The sequence below is a fragment of the Streptomyces zhihengii genome (assembly GCF_016919245.1).
GTDB lineage: Bacteria > Actinomycetota > Actinomycetes > Streptomycetales > Streptomycetaceae > Streptomyces > Streptomyces zhihengii.
The window spans coordinates 340,438-362,027 of the sequence record NZ_JAFEJA010000003.1 but is presented as its reverse complement, the minus strand read 5'-3'; the positions used below and the strand labels follow the sequence as shown (position 1 = coordinate 362,027).

General features: G+C 64.9%; 15 protein-coding genes and 1 pseudogene. 3 read left to right on the top strand and 13 right to left on the bottom strand.

Annotated features, from left to right (window positions below; translation table 11 throughout):
* Positions 1–169 precede the first annotated feature (169 nt).
* Positions 170–910, top strand: a complete 741-nt coding sequence (locus JE024_RS39375) for an alpha/beta fold hydrolase (protein ID WP_244883727.1) — start codon at positions 170–172, stop codon at positions 908–910.
* Between the two features lie 1,078 nt (positions 911–1,988).
* Here JE024_RS39375 and JE024_RS39370 read toward each other — a convergent pair.
* A complete protein-coding gene (locus tag JE024_RS39370; protein WP_205378760.1) occupies positions 1,989–2,213 on the bottom strand; it encodes a hypothetical protein in 225 nt (74 codons plus the stop codon).
* Between the two features lie 388 nt (positions 2,214–2,601).
* Between JE024_RS39370 and JE024_RS39365 the strand changes: the two genes are divergently transcribed.
* Positions 2,602–3,867, top strand: coding sequence for an IS701 family transposase (locus JE024_RS39365; RefSeq protein WP_205374336.1), 1,266 nt, complete (start codon positions 2,602–2,604; stop codon positions 3,865–3,867).
* Positions 3,868–4,183: 316 nt separating this feature from the next.
* Here the strand turns inward: JE024_RS39365 and JE024_RS39360 are convergent, their stop codons facing one another.
* From JE024_RS39360 to JE024_RS39305, 12 genes are all read right to left on the bottom strand, one after another.
* Positions 4,184–5,329: an FAD-dependent monooxygenase gene (locus JE024_RS39360; RefSeq protein ID WP_205378759.1), complete on the bottom strand. Its 1,146-nt coding sequence runs from the start codon at positions 5,327–5,329 to the stop codon at positions 4,184–4,186.
* The gene (locus tag JE024_RS39355; RefSeq protein ID WP_205378758.1) at positions 5,322–5,825 is read right to left on the bottom strand and encodes a hypothetical protein; all 504 of its coding nucleotides are present in this window, start codon (positions 5,823–5,825) and stop codon (positions 5,322–5,324) included. The genes JE024_RS39360 and JE024_RS39355 overlap by 8 nt, the downstream gene beginning before the upstream one ends.
* An 8-nt stretch (positions 5,826–5,833) precedes the next feature.
* Complete coding sequence (locus JE024_RS39350; RefSeq protein ID WP_205378757.1) at positions 5,834–6,838, bottom strand: methyltransferase; 1,005 nt, start codon at positions 6,836–6,838, stop codon at positions 5,834–5,836.
* A 1,329-nt stretch (positions 6,839–8,167) separates the two neighbouring features.
* Positions 8,168–8,572 carry a hypothetical protein gene (locus JE024_RS41735; protein ID WP_244883725.1) on the bottom strand — a complete coding sequence of 135 codons (405 nt, stop codon included), beginning with the start codon at positions 8,570–8,572 and terminating at the stop codon, positions 8,168–8,170.
* 1,113 nt (positions 8,573–9,685) lie between these two features.
* The gene (locus tag JE024_RS39340; RefSeq protein ID WP_205378960.1) at positions 9,686–10,273 is read right to left on the bottom strand and encodes an LAETG motif-containing sortase-dependent surface protein; all 588 of its coding nucleotides are present in this window, start codon (positions 10,271–10,273) and stop codon (positions 9,686–9,688) included.
* Positions 10,274–11,322: 1,049 nt separating this feature from the next.
* Positions 11,323–11,562, bottom strand: coding sequence for a hypothetical protein (locus JE024_RS39335; RefSeq protein WP_205378756.1), 240 nt, complete (start codon positions 11,560–11,562; stop codon positions 11,323–11,325).
* Positions 11,563–11,789: 227 nt separating this feature from the next.
* Positions 11,790–12,599 carry an alpha/beta fold hydrolase gene (locus tag JE024_RS39330; protein WP_205378755.1) on the bottom strand — a complete coding sequence of 270 codons (810 nt, stop codon included), beginning with the start codon at positions 12,597–12,599 and terminating at the stop codon, positions 11,790–11,792.
* Positions 12,600–13,040: 441 nt separating this feature from the next.
* Positions 13,041–13,817, bottom strand: a complete 777-nt coding sequence (gene cas6e, locus JE024_RS39325) for a type I-E CRISPR-associated protein Cas6/Cse3/CasE (protein WP_205378754.1) — start codon at positions 13,815–13,817, stop codon at positions 13,041–13,043.
* The gene (cas5e, locus tag JE024_RS39320) at positions 13,817–14,551 is read right to left on the bottom strand and encodes a type I-E CRISPR-associated protein Cas5/CasD (protein ID WP_205378753.1); all 735 of its coding nucleotides are present in this window, start codon (positions 14,549–14,551) and stop codon (positions 13,817–13,819) included. The genes cas6e and cas5e overlap by 1 nt, the downstream gene beginning before the upstream one ends.
* Positions 14,548–15,741: a type I-E CRISPR-associated protein Cas7/Cse4/CasC gene (gene cas7e / locus JE024_RS39315; protein ID WP_205378752.1), complete on the bottom strand. Its 1,194-nt coding sequence runs from the start codon at positions 15,739–15,741 to the stop codon at positions 14,548–14,550. Before cas7e ends, cas5e begins: the two co-directional genes overlap by 4 nt.
* Positions 15,738–18,152 (bottom strand): type I-E CRISPR-associated protein Cse1/CasA, encoded by a 2,415-nt coding sequence (gene casA, locus JE024_RS39310; protein WP_205378751.1) that lies wholly within the window; start codon positions 18,150–18,152, stop codon positions 15,738–15,740. The genes cas7e and casA overlap by 4 nt, the downstream gene beginning before the upstream one ends.
* Positions 18,153–19,754: 1,602 nt before the next feature.
* Positions 19,755–20,507: a BlaI/MecI/CopY family transcriptional regulator gene (locus JE024_RS39305; RefSeq protein ID WP_205378750.1), complete on the bottom strand. Its 753-nt coding sequence runs from the start codon at positions 20,505–20,507 to the stop codon at positions 19,755–19,757.
* Between the two features lie 925 nt (positions 20,508–21,432).
* Here JE024_RS39305 and JE024_RS39300 point away from each other — a divergent pair.
* Positions 21,433–21,549, top strand: a pseudogene (locus JE024_RS39300) (30S ribosomal protein S18); the annotation flags it as partial.
* Positions 21,550–21,590: the final 41 nt, after the last annotated feature.

Below are 21,590 nucleotides of genomic sequence, written 5' to 3'. Positions count from 1 at the left end.
CTATGGCTGATCGCCACGGCCCCAAGCACTCAAAGCCTCCAGCGTCGACCTCGGCAGGGCCTTGTACTCGTCCTCGACGGCCGCCGCGGACCACACTCACAGGAGAGCCGCCGTGCCCCCATCACCGCTGCTGCACCACCACGTAACCGGACCAGCCGACGCACCACCCTTGATCCTGGGCCCTTCCCTCGGCACATCCCACGCAGTCTGGAACTCCCAGTTGCCCTGGTTGACCCGGCGCTTCCGGGTCCTGTGCTTCGATCTGCCCGGGCACGGCGGCTCCGCCACCGGTCTCGTGCCTGCCTCCGAGCCGGGCCGCACAACAGTCCAAGACCTCGCGTCGCTCATTCTCGACCTAGCCAACCACCACAGGTGGAGCAGCTTCCACTACGCAGGCATCTCACTGGGCGGCGCCATCGGAGCCCATCTCGCCCTCCACCAACCCGAGCGCATCGCGTCCCTGGCCCTCGTCTGCTCCTCCGCACATTTCGGACCGGCACAGCCTTGGCAAGAGCGTGCAAGACTCGTCCGGCGCCAGGGAACCACTCCCCTGCTCCGAAGCAGTCCAGACCGCTGGTTCGCCACCACGCCATTTGCCGGCACGCACATCGGCCGCAGACTGCTGGACAACCTCGCCAAGACGGACCCGACCGGCTACGCAGCCTGCTGTGACGCCCTCGCCACGTACGATCTACGCTCCAGCCTGGCCCAAATCACGACTCCCACTCTCGTCGTCGCGGGATCGCAGGACTCAGTGACACCGGTGCAACACGCCCGGGAACTCGCAGAAGGCATTCCGAACACGGTGCTGGAGGTCATCGACTGCGGGCACCTGGCCGCCGAGCGACCTCACGCACTGCAGGCAGCGCTCACCGCCCACCTCATTACGTTCCAGAAGATCCAGCGCTGACAGGCCCGCGCTTCCGCAGCGAGAACTCGGAGTGGCTCGACTTCACCCTGGCAACACAACTGCGCCAGCGCAGCCGCCCTCAGTTCGATGCGCCTCGGAGGAATCCCGGTACTCCGCGCATGCAGGCGGAGCTCAGAACTGTATGAGGCGTACGCGAACGATCTGAGAGCGCACGCGCAGCTTGTCGCAGTGAGCGCCTGCGTAAACCGACAGAAGGTCGACCGGTCAGTGCCGTATCCGTGCCGCCAGCTGCGGACGCGCGATCCCGATACTGCCGCGTGTCGGTCGACATCAAGCTCCACTAGAGCCTCAGGTTCCGCCAGCCCGTACTGGGAACGGTGGCGATTCGCCTTAGCATACGGGTGCCAGAGGTCCTGCACCGCAGCACTGTGACGGCGCGCCTGGGGCCCCCAGTATGCGGGCGGTCAAGCAACCGGCGCAGGAAGTGGGCAAGCCGTTCGAACAGACGTCTCCGGTAAAGGTGCAGTGCACCACCAGTGCCCCAAGAGGTGGTCAAGAACTGGCAGAACCTGACCTATGCGAGGACACGGCGCGGACGTCGTGGCCGGTGGCAGCCGTCGAGCAGGCTGCCTCAGCCGGACGTAGCCGACGCGGTCCACGGCGCGAGCGGACCGGCGGATGGCCTATGCCTCCGACCTGCTGGCCAGCGACCGAAGCGACTCAAGCGACTCAAGCGACTGAACATCTGACATCACCCCGCCATCTTGAAACTGCTCTTTAAGGCCGCACTCCGCCCCCGGACGCAAGTTGCGGAGAATGCGTCTGACCACTGCACACACAGCTTCAAGCCAGCCTTGACGCAGAACTTGTAGGAACATCTTGGCCAGCAGGCAAGGGACCAAGGATACCGCCGGGAGTCTCTCGCTCCCCTCCCCCGTGGCGGCCGACAGCAGGTTCCACTCCAGCCGCAAGCGCAGATCGGCCCGCCTGCGGCGACATCCGTGGCTCGCCCCGCCCGGCGCGCGCAGGTCGATCATGAGGGGCTTCGTGGCGCTAGTGGCCTCATGTCGCAGCGAGTCGGTTGTGACGAGCTAAGTGTGCCGGCCAGTGATACGTATCAGGACAGATGCCACTGGTGGGCGCGACCGCCACGCCACGCAACCCACTGCGGGTCGTCCAGTAGGGCGCCAGGGTCGACAATCCCGGCGTTCTCAAGCAGCACCACCAGGTCGTCGTCACTGTGCGCGAGTCCAAGGATTTCGCGGCGTCCTGTCCGGACCACGGTGACGCGCCGGCCGCCGTCCATTGACAGTCGGTGCACGACGATCGGCGCCCGCGCCATGTCTCAAGACTGGTTGACTCGAGCTGTAATCGCAGCGCAGCTCAGGGCCTGCGTCAGACGATCACCAGGAGCCTCCCTCGCGGCCCGCAGCGGTTGCCGTCGTCTCCCCCCTATAGGAGCCGCCGACGACACGGAGGCCGCAGGGCTGAGTGAGCGCCGCAGGATGCACAAGCGGTCGCTATCGATTCCAAAATTGTCCGGCACCTGGCGACGCAGAAGGGGCATCGATGACTCCTCGATGTGGGCTCGACTGTTGGGCACATTCGACGGTCGCTTGTCACAGCGGAAGTGCTACGGACGCACTGGCGGTGTCCCGGCACTAGTAGTGCTTGGTCATGTGCGATTTGCCATGGCGTGTCTTCTTGATCGGCCGTGTCGTTGACTGGATGTGCTGAGCGAGGAGTTGGCCGCGGTTCGGTGTGATCTGGAGGATTTCGCGGCGGAGATGTTCGAGCCGTTCGCGCGGGCGGATCAGCGCCGGTGGGGCGGCGTCTATCTGCGGGGGCTGCTGCTGGACGGCGGCCGCAAGTCGGTGGAGCCGATGGCCGCCCGCCTTGGCGAGGAAGGTAACCGGCAGGCCCTGGCCCACTTCGTGACCTCCAGCCCGTGGGATGCGGCGCATGTGCGGGCCCGGCTGGCCTGGCGCATACAGCCGGTCATCAAGCCCATCGCGCTGGTCATCGATGACACCGGATTCCTCAAGGACGGGGACGCGTCGGCGTGCGTGACCCGGCAGTACACCGGCACTGCGGGCAAGGTCACCAACTGCCAGGCCGGTGTCTCGCTCCACCTGGCTTCCAACAGCGCCTCCGCGGCGGTGAACTGGCGTCTGTTCCTGCCAGGGAGCTGGGATCCCGCCTCACCGACAGCCGATCCGGCCAAGGTCGCCCGCCGTAACAAGTGCGCCATCCCTGCCCAGGTGGGCCATGTCGAGAAGTGGCAGCTGGCCCTCGACATGATCGATGAGACTCGATCCTGGGGCATCGAAGTGCCCCAGGTCATCGCCGACGGCGGCTACGGGGACACCGCCGCCTTCCGGCTCGGCCTTGAGACACGCGGACTCGACTACGTGGTGGGCATCTCGACCACAACCACCGCACACCCCGAGGACGCACAGCCTACGACCCCGGCCTACCTCGGCAGGGGCCGGCGGCCGGTCCCTGCATACCCCGAGTCGGCACAGCGAGTGAAAGACCTGGTCATCGCGGCCGGCAAATCCTCTGCACGGCCGGTGCAGTGGAGGGAAGGATCACGGCCGGGCAGTGGCCGCAGCGGATTCAAGCGCATGTACTCGCGCTTCGTGGCCCTGCGGATCCGGCCCGCCGGACGTGAGATCCGCAAGGCCGCGACCACCGCCGAGCTTCCGGTCCGCTGGCTGCTGGCCGAATGGCCCGCCGACCAGGACGAGCCCGTGCAGTTCTGGCTCTCCAACTTGCCCGAGACCACCCCGCTGCCCGTCCTCGTGCGCACGGCGAAACTCCGCTGGCGCATCGAGAACGACTACCGCGAGATGAAACAAGCCCTCGGCCTGGCCCACTTCGAAGGCCGGACCTGGCCAGGCTGGCACCACCACGTCACCCTTGTCTCAGTAGCCCACGCCTTCTGCACCCTCCAGCGACTGAGCCGATCCCCAAAAGAGACGGCGCCGGCCTGAGCCTCTACCGAGTCGTCCGCGAGCTGCAGATACTCCTCGCGACCTGGACCGGCGCCTGCCCCACCTGTCACCGCGACATGCCGGACCCTGCACCAACATGACCAAGCCCTACTAGCGACTGGGGCAGTGGTAGCCGCCAGCATCACGTGAGCGCCCGCCTCCGTGCACACGCTGCCATCTCCCCGCACGAAGTAGGTCTATCCGCGACATCCGGCTCACGCGGAATGACATCGTCCGGATTCACGGCTAGGTGAGACGCAGCACTCGCGGGCCAGGTGGGTCCACTGCGGACACTGACCGAGGACGTGGAGACGCGCTACCGCGTGTAGTCGAGGGCGAAGGACACGGCGTGGCTCGGGGAGGAAAAAAGCTGCCCCAGGCGGGCGGAATTGAGTTGGTATCGGAACGGGTCATGAGGCGTATTCAGCAGATTCAGGAACTCGTGCGAGAACTGCTGCGCTTGCCAAATGTGCGGCAGACGGTCTTCCGAGTACGCGTTGAGCTGTCGCTCGTCCTTCTTCTGGAGGGCGGTAATCAATGCGGTCGCCAGGTGGTCCGCGTCGGCAAGGGCCAGATTGAGCCCTTTGGCACCTGCGGGGCTAACCGTGTGAGCAGCGTCGCCGACCAGGTAGAGGCGCCCTCGCTGGAGGCGCGTCGAAACTTCACTCGTCATGTTGACGACTTCGCGGCTCAGGATGGGCCCTTCGGTCAATGACCAAGAGGACTGGGACAACGAGAGACGGCGGCGGAGTTGCTCCCAGATGCGTTCGGCTGGCCAATCGTCGGTCGTCTCAGCAGGGTTGCACTGGAGGTAGAAGCGGCTGGTGACCTTGTCGCGCAGCATGTGGCCGGCGAATCCGTCAGGGTGGAGAGCGTAGGTGATGTGGTCGACGGATGGTGGGCATGCTGCAAGCACAGCAACCCAGGGGTCTGCCGAGTGATGGGAAATGGTGTACGGGGCAAGTGCGCCTCGGCTGACGCCGCGTGATCCGTCACAACCCACAACGTAGGTGCAGGTGAAGGCAGCGGCGCCGGTATGGACGGTGGCGTGCGGGGAGTTATCCAGGTCAGTGACCGCCGTGCATGGGGTGCTGAAGCGGAGGTCACCGCCTGCGTCGAGGTAGGTGGAGATGAGGTCGCGGACTAGATGATGTTGGGCATAAACCGTGTGGTGGCGCCGTGCGTATCGGGCGTAAGCGAGAAGAGTTTCGCGCCCGTCGATTCGGAACGCACAGGTGGTATGGGGCGTGCTGTCTACGCGGAGGCTCGCTGCGAGGTTGTTGCGGTCCAGCACGGCTACTGAGGCTGGCGTGAGGAGGCCAGCTCGCGGTAGCTGTTCCAGGTCTCTGCGAGATCTGCGTTCGAAGACGGTGCAGTCGAGGCCTTGTGCGAGGAGACGGTTGGCCAGCAGGAGGCCAGCAGGTCCGGCCCCGACGATTGCGACCGCAGTGTGGTCAGCCATGGAGATCGCGTCTCAGTAGGTGAGCGAGGGAGAAACGTTCCTCCATCCAGACGACGGGATTCGCCTGGATGTCCATGCGTGTTGTCGTGGTGAGACTGGGGCCCGCTTCTTGGAGGTCGATGTTCCAGCCGATCAAGTGACGGCGGGGGTGCAGTCGCCGCAGGGCGTAACCCAGGGGTGTATGCGTGGACTGCAGGAGCGTGCGAGTTTCCGCGGGGACTCTGCCGATGACAACGATGGAGCGGGCGTACAGAATGTCATTGGCATCGTGGCTGTTAAATTGCACGGCCCGGTACTGCACGGGTGTGGCCGGCTCGGCGTGCAGGGGTTCCTGGAGGTGCTCGGGGATTTCGATGTCTTGGCGGTGAAGGTTGCTGAGAATGACAGCCTGGCCAGTCCACTTCTCAAGCGTGTCCAGCATGTTGTCTGCGTCCATGAGGTGGCGCAGCAGAAACCACAGTTCTTCGCTCTCTTGCAGACTCTCGATGCTCGGCACTCTGGCCCCTAGTCCTTCTTCGCGACAATGACGCCGTTCGCACCAGGAGCGTCGAACGTGTGCTGGGTGATGCTGGTGAATCCTGCATCACTAAGCCAACCGCGATATTCGGCCGCTGTGTAGTTCTTCCCCCAGGTTTCAACGAGCATATTGATGCCCATGAGAGCGGCAAGCGGCGGGCCATTTCGGTCATCATCCAGGATGAGTTCACTGACGATGATCGATCCACCTGACGGGAGCGCGGCGAAGCACTTTTCGAGCAGAGTCCGGTTTGTTTCCTCGGCCCAGTCATGGAGGATCATCGACAGGAGAATGACGTCGTGACCGGTGGGAAGCTCGGAGTCGTTCAGGAAGTCGCCCTCATGGAAGGCAATACGCTCTTGCAGGCCTGCCTGAACCACGCGCTCACTGGTCCGCTCAATGGCGAAGGGAAGGTCAAAGATCGTTGTCTGCAGGTGCGGGTAGGTGCGGCAGAGCTCAATGTCGTACGCAGCGCCGCCACCCCCGATGTCGAGCAGTCGCTGGTGCTGGGTGAAGTCGTGAACTTCGCCCAGGCAGCGAGCCGAGTAGACCGACAGAGCATGCATCCCGTCCCAGAACGTGGCCTGGGGAGCTTCTGCGTGGAACAGGGAGTCCTGCGTGTCCGGGTTCCAGCTGACCGGGGCGTTCTTCCGGACAGCCTCAGGAAGGTTGAGCCACGTGTCGTAGCGGCCGGAGAAAAGCCGGATGGCGTCGCCGAAGTAGTAGCGCTTTCCGGGCACCAGATAGTCGTTGGTGATCTCTGTGTTGTGGTAGCGGCCGTCTTCGTGCCGCAGCAGCCCCAGCGCTGCGCAGGTGCTCAGCAGGAGGTCGGCCGGGCGCACCTCGATGGCGTTGCGGTCGGCAACTTCTTCGGCAGTCAGCGGACCATACTCCGCGATCTGGTCAAAGATGCCGAGGTTGTGCGCCGTTGCCAGCGTTTCGGCAGACCAGACACCGGCGACAAGGTCCATGATGCGCGTGGGAGTGGTCATTTCTTCATCATCCTTCTGTGGAAAAGTTGGATTCATGGAGCTTTCGACGATCAGGAAATCGCGTCACCACAGCGAAGACGGGCATCGATGCCTTGCGCGCCTTATTATCGGCGCTCTCACTCCGTCGAAAGATTACGCCTGGGCACAACCATGCGGAAAGCCCTCATCTGCTCATTAATAGTTACAGAGATCCCCAGCCCGGATGGTAGAGAACCAGCCAAGCGCTGCATGAAGGGACACACACCCCTTCCTGTTCGTACAAGTCACAGATTCCTGACACGCCCACTCCCGCGGTGCGCCCACTTGTCACCAACGCATCCTCGCAACGAGAAGAACATAAAAGGCAAATGAAAGTTGCGAATTACACCGACATACCTGAACAGATACGACGGCTGCGACCCCCACTCAGTTTCACGCCGCCACACCGCCATCATCGGGGTGCCTCTCAGCACAGAACCCTGCATACGGAGCCGATCACCTCTTTGCCTGATCTGATCTCTTTCCCGTGTGCCGTTGCCTGGCATGAAGGGGACGGGGATTGCATCCTTGCTGCCAGACCGGACAGCGCGGCGGGGTGGCCGGGGGCGGGATCACCGTGAGGTGCTCGACGCGTGCTCCTGCAGTCCAGACCGGATCTCAGCGGGCCCACCCAGTGGAGAAGTGCAGGAACGGGAAGGGGGCTACAGCAGGCTGCATGTGTGGGCCGTGCCCGCACCTGGGAAGCGTGCTCCCCCGCGCTGGTATTCAGGCTGGCGCTGAGAAACCCTCAGTGGGTTGCCTCGGTCAATGCCACTGTCGCGCGTGCTCACCGCCACGCGGCTGGCATCCGCAATAGGGGGCTCGGCCGGCGAGCCCGGTGACGAAGCCGTCTCGCGACCTCCTGACCACGAAGAACCGTCTCACCTCCGATGCCCCATGTCGGCGACCGGCTCACCACTTGGCAGGCCGGTGATGCACCGCCCTTCGCCCACATCAGGGGCCCGCCTGCGCGCGCACCGGCGAGGACGTCCCCGTACTGGGCAGGACCCGGTCTGGCTGCGCGTCGTGCTGTTCCCGTGCGCTCCGCGATCACCGGCGCAAGCGTGGAGTTCGGCCGTTCATCCCCGTTCCCGCCGATGAACGCCGAAAACGTCTGCGGCGTGGCAGCCGGGTTGGCGAGACCCTCGCTTTCGACCGCATGGCGGTACGAGCAGCGCAACACCGTGGAACATTGCATCGACCGCCCGAGGCAGCCGGGCGACACGTCACCCGTAACGAGACCACCACAATTGTCCATCTGATTGGGCTTGCGTCGATGTCATTTGCTCTCGGCCTGACTGGCCAGGAGCGTCAAGCGCAGGAGCGAACCGCATCGTCCCAGGCGCCGACACTGCCGTAGTGATTCTTGTGCCCTGCGACGAGCACGTGACGCAGTTCGGCAAGGTGCCGGGTGTGCGCGGGAAGCTCCAATTGGCCAAGGAGGGCCAGTGCGGCAGCCGGCTCCAGATCGCCGTAGAGGTCGTGGAAGCTCGTCAGAAGACCGCGGAAGAGAGCCGGATGCAGGGCGGGAAGCCGCACAGCGGTGCGGTACGTGGCCTCCTTCACTGTCCAGCGGACCGGGCCCGAGCACTCCAGCACCCGACAGGCTCGTCGGAGTAAAACTTCCGATCGCTCGGTCACCGCTCGGTCGATGTCGTTACCAAGAACCTCGGCGAAGGCCATAGCGGAAGTGGCCTGGTCTTCGAACCAGTCCACCCATAGCGAGTATGTGACGGCCTCGGTGTCCCGGTCCGCCTCCAGGCGCCGACGATCGCCGCCCACAGCGCGTCGGCCGGAAGAGGGCACTCCACGTCATCGTTGGCGAACCGGATCCCGCACAAGACCCAGTAGTCGTCGAGGACGTCCAGTAACCCGAAGGCCAACCGCACCTGGTCAACTGCATCCAGTTCTTCGGCAACACGTCACCGGCCCAGGAGTGCGCCACCTGGTTGGTGGTGAGCAACGTGCTCGACGGTCACCCACCCGTCACGCACCTGGCTGACGCCCTGAGCGGCCAGCCAACGCCGCGCTGCTTCCTCGTCTTGCAGTTCCACTCGGGAAGTATGACAAGCCGCGAATGATCCGAGCGGAACAACCTAGCCGGAGGGTGATCGCAGACGTGTGCCGCAGCCTTCGCCCCGGATCCGAACTCGAGCAAGGGCGAGGTTGGAACGTCGATCGTGAACGACCATGATGGTGCACGCCGTCGCTTCTGAGACAGCAGCCCCGATGGATCACAGGTCCTAAGGCGCACGCGGGGTACTCGCCGAGGTCAGGCCTCGCGATGGAAGGCGAGGCCAGCATCTCGGCAACGTCGGGACGACCAGCCCGACGGCACGGTTGCCGCCGTGGCCAACCACGGATGCGCCGCCAATCAGGTACTGGCTGGAGACAGATTCCAAGCCCCCGCAGTGGTTACGGATACCGGTGCACAGCCGAACCGGCGGCAAGGAATAGATCGGCATGCATGACTACCTGGCGCTCCATCGAGCCGCAGGCGGCCACAGCGCGAGCTCACGGGCAAGAGAAGCCTCGAGCCGAAAGTTGTCAGGGTCGACCTCCCACTGCAGCAGCTGCCGCAACGATGAGAAGTTTCGACCAACGCACCCACGCGACGGTGTCCTCAGCGCCTGCTGCACCAGGTGGCCGGTTCGGTCTGCGCCCGGCGAGCCGGGCGCAGACCGTCACAGAGGTCAAGGGCTACGACACGGTACTCACACGCCCCGCGGCGGCCTGATCTGTAAGAGACAAAGCGGCCGAACCCAGGAGAGTCCGGCCGCTGTCTGCCCACCGAGGAGCCCATGCCGCCCCGGTCACATGACGAAGAGGTCAGCTCTGCGCCCGGCGCTTGCGCGAGATCCAAACGAAGCCACCGCCAGCTGCGATAACAACAGCAGCCGCGCCCGCGATCAGCGGGGTGGAGCTGGAGGATCCAGTCTCCGCCAGGGCCGGGCCCTCGCTGCTCGGCGTCGGCGACGGCGCGGCAACGGGCGAGCTCGGCGTGTCAGAAGACGTCTCGCTCGGCGTCGGCGTGGGCGTGGGGGACGCTGTGCTCGGGGTGGGGCTCGGGACGGGAGGAGTCTCCGTGGGAGGTTCCTCCTCGCACACGGGGGCAGTCTTGGTCTCGTCCCGTGAGAACTCGTCGCCGTGCTCGGCCACGACGACGAGGCGGACCACGACTTCCTTGTCGTGCTCCGGAAGCGCGAGCTTCTTGGCGAAGTCGTTCTCGAACGTCTCGGTCGGCAGCAGGTCCTTACCGTCGACGGTGACGGTCACCGTGTTCTCGGTGTCGGGGCCGTAGTTGGTGAGCTTGATGTCCACCGAATCGCACGTCACCGACCACGTCGGGGTGTGGGCGACGGCCGGGCCGGCGGCTATACCGAGGCCGATCACGCCGGCCGCGGCGGCGACCACCATGGCCGCTGAACGCCGCAGCGAATTGCTGTTGTTGATCACTTGAGTTCCTCCACGAAGACACGCCACCACTGCTGGCGGTCCGCGAACCCTATCGTTGGTGAACGACGCGCGGCCACCCCGAAATTTGCAAAGCGACGACATGTGCATTCACATCATCAGCAATACCGGTCCCATAGCGGTGGTCAAACGGGCAGACGTGAACCACCTTGCTACCTACCGGAATCCGAAGGTCCTGAACTGCAGCCGTCCGTGTCGGATCCGGCTCACGCCGAGCGCGTACAAACGCGGCCGCCGGGGAGAACTGGCGGGATCCTGAGGGTGCGACACATCGTTAGCCATGCCCAAAGGTGCTGTACGCACTGCAGATGCAGCGAGCCGCAAATGGCGGGCACACTTCGAGCATCGAGCGTTGCTCAGCCGAGGCTGATCGCTCAGCACCCTGCGGAGGGTACTGTGTCAGTTCGACTCGACGGCAACCGACCAACGAATAATGCCTACTCAACCACGGAGAGATGTATCAACATGCAAGGCCATTTGTTTACAGATTATGTGCCCCAGGGCGGGTCAACTCCGCTCCGCCCGGACACAGGCTCGCTGCCCGGCTGACGCCCTTTGGCACGGCCGCTGGTCAGGACGCGCGTCTTGTGGCCCTCTGGGCTTCCCTACCAGCCTGGCAGGCGCCTACCCCACCGTACGAGGACATCTGATAGGCGACGCACGCTGACGGTGGACGCCGAAGGCCAGCCACGGCCAACCCTGCATGCACAGGGAGACGGCAGCACCAGGCAGCCTCATTTGCCGCTCACCCCGGCACATCCCCCGTCGGGGGAGCAAGTCGGCCGGGGTCCTGCACCGTGCAGACGAGCACGGCGAGCCAATCTCGCCGACATGATCACTCGGCAACGCTGCTCACGCGCGTGGGGCACATGGCCTGCTTGGGAGCTGAGTGGCGAGATTCTAGTTTCCGATGAAGGCAAGAACGATCACCAGGCCGCAGGCGCTGGCGATCAAGACGGTGAACATCACGCCGGCGAAGCGATACAAGCCCCTCATGAGGCCGTAGCACCGAGTTGCTTGAGCTGAAGGCTCATACTCGTCTGCAGCATCGCCACCTCTCGTGTCGTCGCGCGCCGGACGGCGCTCTCCAGAGCCCACCAGTCCAGGCCAGAGGGCCTGGCGATCCGTACCTGGTTCCCGTACACCGACCGCACCGTGCCGGTCTCGTACCGCATCTCGTCGGTCACCACGTCCCCCACAACGAAGGGCTGCCTGTCTTCCGTCGCTGTCATGTGCTCTCCGTCGCCGCTTGGGTGACTGTCAACTCGTGCCGTCAAAGGGGTACTCGTGTCAGTTGGTGCCCGCATAGGGCCCGTGCCCGTGGCTGCCGATGCTGGCCGTGCACGCGTGGAAGCGGGCAGCTCACCCGAAGCAACAGAGGCTCGCGAGTGGCCGGGACATTCCTCCGCACTTGACGGACAACGTGTCTGGCGCAGGACCTGGCGTGTCTGACCTGAGGTCAGCCAAGAGACTTGATACTGCGGACAAAGTGCTGCCGAAGGTACTCGGCCACGATGTCAGGCTGCTCGACAGCAACCGAGTGGCCAGCCCCTTCAACGGTGGTCTCGGCCCCACCGGTGGCAGCCGCGATGTGCACACCGGAGATCGGCTGGGGGTACGCGTGGTCCTCATTTCCGGCGATAGCCAGTACCGGAACCTGGCAGTCGTGCAACTCCTCGATGATGCGGGTGCGGTGAATTACGCCGTGGGCGCTTTCGGCAATCGACGGACCCAGGCTTGCCATGAAGTCGCGCCACCTGCTGCACAGTTCAGGTCGCAGCGAAAGGCTTGTATCACCGAACATGATGTACATCACGGTGTCGAGGATCTGTCCAATGCCGTGGACGGAAACATGGTCAGCCAAAGGGGCGAACTCAGCAAGTTGATACTCTTCCTCGGCTGACGAACCGAGCGCGGTCACCGACAGGAGAAGATCGGGGCGTCGCGCCGCGAGCCGCAGTGCGACGAAGCCACCCATCGAGTTTCCAACAAAGTGACACCTGCCGAGCTGAAGATGCTCGATCAGCGCTGCGGCGTCCTCGGTGAGCGTGTCCATGCCCAAGCTCTCGCGTGTAGCCGGAGCACTGGCACCCTGGTTTCGATGATCGTAAGCAACAACGCGAAACCCTTCGCGCGCGAATAGCTCCATGTGAATCTCGAACATCGTGTGATCGAAAAACAGCGAGTGGCTAAAAACGATTGGGGTGCCGTCGCGGGGCCCTTCGTCAACATATGCCAACTCGGTATTGTTGACGGCAGCGCTGCGCATGCGGAATCTCCTCCAGGCCGAAGCGGATCGTGCACGTCCCGACCGTAAGGCGACACTACGTCCATGTCAGCCTTAATCGTGCCCAGCGTGCACGAAAGCGCGCACACTGTTCCCGGCCTTACACCGGCTGCAACCAACGTCCCTTCAGCCGCCCCCACCCCCGGTCTACATGTCGGGCGACACCCGCCAAGCACGACGACGAGGACACCACTGCAAGAGTTTCGCCGACCGTGCGCGCCCTGTCCCCGGCCCGCTGACGACCATTGGGGGGCTGGACATCACACTGTCAGCTGCCCCGTCGCCTTCAGGACCACGATGAGGAGGAGGAGGCCGGATGCCATGCCGTCATCAGGCACCACCGCTCGGTCATGGGGGTTGCGGCGCCGCCCCCATGACCGAGGAAGCCAAAAACGTGTTGCCGCTCAGCTATCAGCCACAGCCCTACTCGCCCGTCCTGATGGGGACAAGGGTGAGCAGGCCACAGCCATAAGCTTTGGCCCGGCCGATGCCCTGGGTGAGGACGGTGCGCAGTCGGGCAGGGTCCGTGACCTCCAGGTGTCCATCGAAGGTGACAGCAACGATCTGGACAGGTGCCTTGTTGCCAACGGGAGACCCGTTCTGCGGGCGCTTGGCGAAGACGAGGTCACGCTTGCTGTGAACCGCAAGCTCGTACGCGTTCCCGGGGTGCGTAGGTCCACTGCTGGCACCGACGGACGACATCAGGGGTTGACCAGCCGACCTCTCGAGGATGCGGAATCCCGCGGATTCCTGTCGCTGCAGCAGCCAGCCCATCTGGTGCGCAGGAGTGACATGGGCGGTGCGCTTGGTGGGCTCGTCGTCTTTACGGCGCACGTGATGGACGGGATTGGCCGTGAGACGGAACGCCCAGCGGTCGCCTGTCTGAAGACGGTCGAGGAATGGGGAGTAGGCGCGGGTTTCCCAGCCAGGTGCGATGGGGGTGGCTGCTGCGGGCCAGCCGGCCTGCTCAACCAGGTGTGTCAGGTCAGGCCGGCCAGGACTGACGATGTAGAGGATCACCTCGGCACGTGAAGTGTGGTCCGCGCGCCAAAGAATCCGCGGTCCGCCAGGCGGAGGTGCGTCGCTGGGCAGCAGAGCGGGGAAGCAGGACATGACGGCTGCATGCATGATCTGCGGTGAGCCGAGGATCCGCCGGGAGCTGGAGCGCGCGGTGTTCACGCGGAAGCGGGTGAGGAACATCAGGCACTCTTTTCCTCGGCAGCGTCGAACGCATCGAAGGGGTCGTGTCGGGCAACTGCTCGACGTTCGAGCGAGTGGGTGAAGCGGACGCTGTCGCTGATGACGCTGCGTAGTGCGTGACGGCGGTGTTCAGGCGCGAAGCTGAGAGGTTGGTCGCGCAAGGTATTGGCAGCATCGACCTCTTCCGGGCGCGCTTCGCGCAGCACAGTGAGATGGATGTCGGCGCCGGGGCGGTGCTGTCTCTTGTGCCAGGAAGATGCCTGCCAGGGGGTGCTGCGCAGGGCCTGCTCGAGGGTGCCTTCGCGGTGGAGGTCCAGTTCGACGGGCCGTGAGGGCGGGCAGGACCGCCGGCCGAGGAAGGGCGGGTAGACGGGGTTACGCAGAGCACTATGGAGGTCCGCGAGGAGGGTGTAGTCGCCTTCAAGAGCCGCGACAAAGACAGCATCGGCGAGGTAGAAGCGTTCGGACAGGGGCATGGCCTTGCCGGTGACGGCGTGGTGCGCGGTGTGGAAGTCGCGCATACGTATGCCTGGCTGGTCGATGCGCACGCCGTAGCGCAGAGCGGCTATGGGCGCGAGGCGGGTATCGTCGCCGCGTTCGACGCCGACCGCTGCAGCGAGCATGCCGATCACCGCGCTCTTGGTGGGCGCGGACTCGGTCGTGCGGCGGGAGAAACGCGCGTTTGCGCCCCAGGACTGGAGAGGGCCGGCGAGACGCAGGGTAAGTACGCTCATGCGGGCTTCTCCAGGCGTTCGGCGACCGCCTTGCCCACCGCGGCGACAAGGTCGACCAGGGTGCCGGCTTCCTCGCCCGTATCAGCGAGCCTGTTGGTGTTGGCACCGACGCGCAGGACCCAGGTGAGGGTAGTGCCATCGTCGCCGTAGGCGCGTTCGATCTCAGGGACGAATTCAGCGAGGCGGTCGCAGGCCTCGTGCACGTGGCCCCCCTGGTCTCCGCGGATGGGGTCCTCGAAGGCGGCGACGAAGCTGATGGGACGTGTGGTGCGCAGCTTGACGATGACGGCGTCAGGGAAGGTGTGGTGCCCGAAGGTATTGATCTTTCCGGTGGGCAGGGAGGCGACAAAGCCGTGCACAAATGCTTCAACGGCGCGGCGTACCGGACTGGAGGCGGGCTCACCGTCACGCAGCCCCTGGCCGAGGTTTTCGGCGAGCTGGTGAACGCCCACGGCGGCGTACCGGTAGAACGTGGCAGAGTTGAAGTCGACCGTGCCGATCATGCCGGCGCCGGTCTCTTCCTCGGTGTTGCGGTCGTCGACAGCCGTGTAGTAGTCGGACTCGTTCTCCACCCGATGCACACTGATGGCGTGGGCAACCTGCACGGCAGCGTCAACATTGATGTCGGCGGCATCCGCGACCATGCGGCCGAACAGTGCTATGTCGACTGAGTGGTGAGTGTCCGCGATCTCTCGGGCACGGTCCCTGTTCTGCTTGTGCTTGAAGAACGTCTTGATGTCGCCGGCGCCTTCCACGGCCAGGCGGGCAAGACCGTCAAGCTGCCGTGCGCTGAGGAAGACCAAGTACTTCGCTTCCGGGACCGGCTCGGACTCGCCGGCCTTCGTTGTGTCGCCCTTGCGCTTGCGTACTTCGGTCTTGAGTCCGGTTGCCTTAAGCGTCTCGTCCGCAGCCTGCAGAGCCTCCACTCCGGCAATGGCTGGAGCAAGAGCAGCAATGCGCTCGGCAACGGACTCGACGATCCGCTTCGTCCGCACACCGAGCTCACTGGCGTCCAGCAGGTTCTCTTCGCGGAAGTAGTCGCGTACAGCCTTCTTCCAAGCCTGACTCGACACTCGCGCGCGCGGTACGCCTCCGTACACGGCAGTCTTCGGCGCGCCGGTGTCGTCGCGGTTGATGTTGCTCGGCGGGAAAGTCTGCAGAGCGTGCACGTCGAGATAGAAGCGGGTCACGAGGCGTCCTTGTCGGTGTTCATGGTGCGGGTGGTCTCGTCGGAAATGTCAAGGGTGGAGGGCGCAGCTGCCTTGGTGGGCCAGGTTTGGAACGAGCGGCCCCATTCCTGACGCACAGCGTCCGCTCCATCGGGCTGCTGCCAGGTGTAGAACTGGCCGGCGAGCAGCGCGTAGTCGATGGGAACGCTGTCACGACGCAGGTAGACGATGATGTCGCGCAGTCTGTTGGTGAGAGCCGGGAGATCGGCAGCGGTGCCAGCTCGGACCATCCGCTTGCGCAGTGGTTCATCAATCTCGCCTGGTCTCATCATCCGGCGCAGTGCGGCGCCCAGACCCCGCCTGCTCCTGCCGTCCGGGTCGCGCTCGTGCATGGCGGTTGAACGAGCGTGCTGGTGCACAGCCCACAAGGCCAGCGCGGCTTGGAGAGCCTCCGCCGCCTGCTGTGCCTCTCCTTCGGTCAGGAGCCACTCTCCACCCGGTATCACCGATGGACTGCGTCGGATGAGGTCTCTCAAGCCGTTCTGTGCGCTCACGTCACGGCCGAGATTCCCTCGCAGGCGAGCCACGCCAGCGACGATGTGCGACTGCTGGTCGAGATAGCCTCGCTGGAGGTGTGCCAAGTGCAGGGCCGCAAGGGTGATCACCTTGTCCCGGCTTCCATCCCGTGCCGTGCCCTCAGCCATGCCGGTATCGCGGCCAAGCGTGCCGCGGGGAGCTGAACTCCAGCGGCCCCGGTGGTCCGGTTCGCTTGGCTTGGCCGTCGGTGATCGCAGTTCAAGCCCTTGATCGGGGAATCCGAGATCCCTGTACAACGCTCGGCGAAACCACCTGTCCGCCGTCGCCGAATTCAGCCACTCCGTGCCCTGCCGGGTCGCCACAGTCCTGCCCCGCCACGCGGCCTGGCCCGCAGCAGCAAGAAGCTGATCGCCCAGGGCACTCGCGGTCTCGACCAGGTCCCGCTGCCATATCGAACGCTGCTTGAGGGGGTCGCGCGCCATGGGCAGGTTTATGAGCCAGTCACGGTAGGAGGAGTCGATCGCACCGTACGCCCGGTCGCGGGCGCTCGTTCGCGGCCCCTCCGTGTCAATGCCGGCCGCGCGGGCAAGGTTCGCGGCCAAGTCTCCGACAGCCAGAGCAGCACGATTCGCATCCTGGACTGCCGCAATGGCTTGCTCGGCGCAGCGGGTGTCGACCTGATGCAGAAGAGCGAGGTCCATCACGAGCGCTTCGTCGACGAGTTCGTCGACGACGGACTGCTGAGTGCCGTACTTGGCTCCGACGAACCGCGCTCGCACCCGGAGGCCACTATCCAAGGGCCCCTCTGAGACCAGTCGCGACACCCAATCCATCACCCGCGGCCGCAACATCACAGGGGGTTCCGCGGTGCCGTCCGGATTGGTGCGCGCATTGATAAGTGTGGCGATACCGCGCCAGGCCGCCGCGTCGGCGTCGTGCTCTCGCGGCAGATAGACCAAGCTCTCGTTCAGCTTCTTCTCCTGCACGGGGCTGCGCCGCCAGGCGGTCATCGGCTCGCACGTGTGCAGATTGCGCGGACTCAGCGGGTCACCGTAGCCAAGAACCACACCCGTCACACCATGGTTATCGAAGGCGAGCCGCAGACGCCGGGTCTGCCATGTGTAGATGTCTCGCATGCCGGTGGGGGTGCGCTCACCTGCCCCCGGTCCGGTCGGCTGACGCCGCCAGGCAGGCTCGTCGTGTTCGTCGACTTCGATGCCGGGTGTGTCGGTGGCGACAAGGTTCATCAGCAGCGTCTCGCGCAACGTCGGTCGTTCGACGAAGACACCTCCCAAATTGCCGGCCCATCCCACGCCCAGCGGGTACACCTTGCCGTTCTTGGCGCGTGCGTCTCCTACGACACCGGTCTTGATGCCGGAGGTGTCATAGGCGTGGGCGTGGACGACCCACCGTGCGCCCTCAGCGAAGGAAAGGCGCTTCACTCCCGGCATCCGGGCGGTGAAGAACGGTTCTCCGTTCGGGACATCGGCAACGATGCGGTTCAGGGAGGAGATCTCACCCTTCGCCGTACGGAGGCCAGCCGTCTGGAAGAAGGGTGTCGCAATGCTGAGGAGGTCAAAGCGGCGTGCGTGCGCAGACAGATAGGGACCCACCGGCGCGAAGCAGTTGTCGTCCTCCCACAACTGCACCCAGTCCTTGATCGTCGCTGGTCCGTCAAGTGCGTCATGCGCGACTGCCAGCAAGAGGCGCAGAAGCGCAAACTCCTGCGTGGGCAGGTCGCCAAGGATCTGCCGGAGCCCGCTTGCCTGGGCAAACACCTGCTTCAGTGACAGTTCGTCCTGCGAACCGTCTGTCCTCAGTACAGGGATCCAGGGCTCGGTGGTGAGGTCGAACGCCAGGCCTCCAGACGCCTGGCGAATGGTGCTCTCAGACATGGTGACCCTCACGACCGTCGGTGGGAACGCAGCAGTGGATGTCGCCCGCTTCACGTACACAGGCTTCTTGGCGTGACGACGTCAACGGAGCAACCGGCCAGTAACTGCGCCCGGCATCAGGGCAAGGGAGTCGGCATATGCCACGTAGACAACCTCACAGCCAATGCGCCGTAAGGCACGTCTGGACGGTACGACAGCGCTCGCGCTGTGCGTGACATGGCTCCCGAGGCCCATGTCGCTGGAGTCGATCGCCACAGCGTTCTGGACGGTGCCAGCGTCGTCACCAGCGTGACTCCCCACGCTGTTGGCCGGCCGGTGACTCTCTCCCCGACCAACAAGGCGCCCTTTCGCCGCGCCATGCTCAGCGATCGTCGATGCCGCCGCCACCGGGCATGGAGCTTCCTCACGCAAGCTGCCCGGTGGCCACACCGATCCAACGGTGCTGGCGCTGCAGCCCCACCGAAGATGTCCTGCTCTACTGCCGCCCGGCACATGCTTCGCCATAACCACGGGCAACCTCGCCTGCCACGCGGAACAAGGGCCCCCATCGACTGTCATGCCAGTTGAATACCTCCAAAGTGGTTAAGTGCGCAGCAGAAGAAATGAATCATGGGTAAAACAGGCAGAGTTGATCCAATTAATGCGCAAAGAGGCGCAGCAGCAGTAGCGTGGATCAGTTAGGTCAGCCCGCCCTCTGAGACAGGGGCGGTCTCCGATGTTTGCCACACCTGAGCTGGGACAATCGACGCCGTGAATGGCCTCTGCCCAGCCCGCCGGCGGCACCTTCAGGGTGGGAGGCGACTGGTGATCGGCACATGCAGGGATGACCCCGACCTGCACAGGGGGCGACAATCAATCGCTGTGCAATCCCCGCTCCCGCAGGGATGGAACCGAGTTCCTGCGCCCAGATCCGCCGGTTGACCCAACAGGGCGTGCAAGCGCCTTCAATGGTGCGAGACGGGTCTCGCAGGTTGCCGCAGTAGCCAAGGAGCTGACTGCATAGGGACCCTGCCCGCAGCGCCCAACATGGACGAAGTGCCTCAGGCTTCCGTGCCCTACATTTTCGGCGAGACACGGCACAGCGCGGCTCGCCAACAGGGGGCGAGGGCTTCCGGGGTGTCATCGCCTTACGCTCATCGGGGACGCAAGCATGGCCACGCCTGGGGCGCGGGCTCTGAAACACGCAGCCACCGGAAACAGACCAGCGCTGCGGTCGAGCGACCTGCCCAACCCTCCCCGTGCAAGCAGAGCAGCCTGGTTAGAGCGGCGGAGCGGCCCCGGCCGTACTGCGTCCCGTCTTGAACGGGGACCGGGGCCTATCCCGCACACTCCATTCCGGCACGGGCCACCGGTCAGCGTAGACCGTCCCGGGGAACGCCAGAAGCCGTGGCCCAAGGCGAAACGTCGCCTCTCACGCCCCGCCCTACTGGCTCATTTCTCTGGCAGCAGCAACCTGGCACACCTTGTGTGTCAGAGAAATCCACATCACGACCAGTAGGACGCAAACTATCGGCACACCGCACGCGGCCGCGTGCCACAGCACGACCTGTAGCCCGACAACAGGGCGCCAAGCACGCCTGGTGGATAGGCCTCAAGGGCCGCTTAAGCTTCGGCCGCAACCCGCTCCGTTGGTGTGGAAGCCTGCCCATCCTGCGACGTGTCGCCTGCTCCACTGACGGCATACGCCGTGTACATCGCGTTGCCCTGCTGGCGCGACTTCTCGACGGTGCCCTTCTTGACCAGGATCTCCAGCGTGTTGCGCACTGTCTGGACGGACGTCGCTCGGCTCGGATGATCCTGTGCGAGCTGGTCAGAGACCTCTCGTACCACGCACGGCTCGCCGGGTGTCTTCAAGAGGATGGCCAAGAGGAGCTGACCGAGCGGCGGCCCTGTCCGCCGCGAGCCGTTGTCCTGCTGGTTCTGGCCTGTCACGGCTGCGGCGCTCACCTCACGGGAGGGCCGACTGGGCCTGTTCGCTGCTGTCTTCCTGCCAGCGCGGGCAGTCTTCTCTCCGTGGGTGGTCTCTTTCCTCCTCGACTTGCTGTCCCGCGGTTGTGGAACCGTGTCGGACACCTCGGCAGGGTCGGCGGCAAGGGTTGGGATGCCGGTCCCCTCCACGTCAGCCGGCGGGCCGAGAGGAACATCCTCTGTGGCAGACAGAACGGCTCGCTCGGGCAAACTGCTCTGGGCTTGAACCAGCCAGCGTTCTTCCTCTTCTAGAGTCTTCAGACGCTGTTGCAGGTCGGCGACCTGCTGACCGATCGTTGCTTGCTCATCTCGATTCGCCGCGAGGTCATCGGCGTACTGCTGCACGTACCGGTTGCGGATCGGGTTCATCGCGGGCTCATCGACCACTACAGCTCACTCCTTCTACCTGTCTGCTGCCGGATGCTACCCACTACGACAGCAATGCACTTGACGCCTTGCGGACACGTCAGCTGATAGCCGAGGTCACGAGAGTGGATGGTTCGCGCTGCGGCTCCGATGGTGCGCAAGCCGCTGACCGCTGGCACCCAAGCGGTCGGTCACAAGAATATGGTCTGTGCAAAGCAGGTGAGATGAGAGCACAGGTCAGATCGGTTCCGCGCCCTACCTACGACATTCCTGATGTGCGCTACGGGCGCTATGTGCGGAGACTTGACGAGGGTTGCGAGGCCTCTCCTACCGACACGGCCCACGCCCGCTGTGCAACTTCGTCCTACCTTCCTTCCCGGGCTTCCCGGGCGTCCCGTTGTACGCGTGGGCGCAGCGTATGTGATCCGGATCAGGACGGCCAAGGTGGTGACGCCCGTGCAGCGGATCAGATCCAGAAGTCGAACCGAGCCCGCAACTGGTTGCGTCAGGCGGCTCAGCGCCGCCTCCCTCGTCGACCGCCCCGCCCGTCCCCGTTCAGACGCGCCTCAGCGGGCCGAAGCCTGAAAGTCCACCACCGAAGGACATCCCACCGCACGTCATACGGCCGACAGCGGACGAGAGACGGCACGCCTTGATACAGCGCCCCGGCTACCACGTGTAGGCACGCGCGATCAGCCGTTTGCCGTTCTCAGCCTTCGCCAGGAGCGACGCGACAGGATCGTTCGCACGGCCGGCACCACCTCAGAGGGATCACCACGGGAGGCGCCGTCGCGTTCGCTACACGTCTTCGCCATATCACCCCTGGGTCCAGGCATCGTGCGCGCCGGCACCCCATGCGCCCGTCGCCCGTGAGGTTGCGCTTCAACCAGGCAGGGAGGCCGCTCGGCTGCCGAAAGGTACCGCGCGGCGCCCCTGTGGGGCGCACGCAGAGCGCGGCAAGATCCGCAGCCGCCGCGTCAGCGCCCAGCAGCAGCGGCAGCTCGCCGCAGCCATCAAGAACGCCCGCGAGCTGGCCCTCCTCGCGTACAGCAGCGCCCGATAGGACGTCGCACGGCGGGTGCCCGCTCCCCGACGACACCTCTG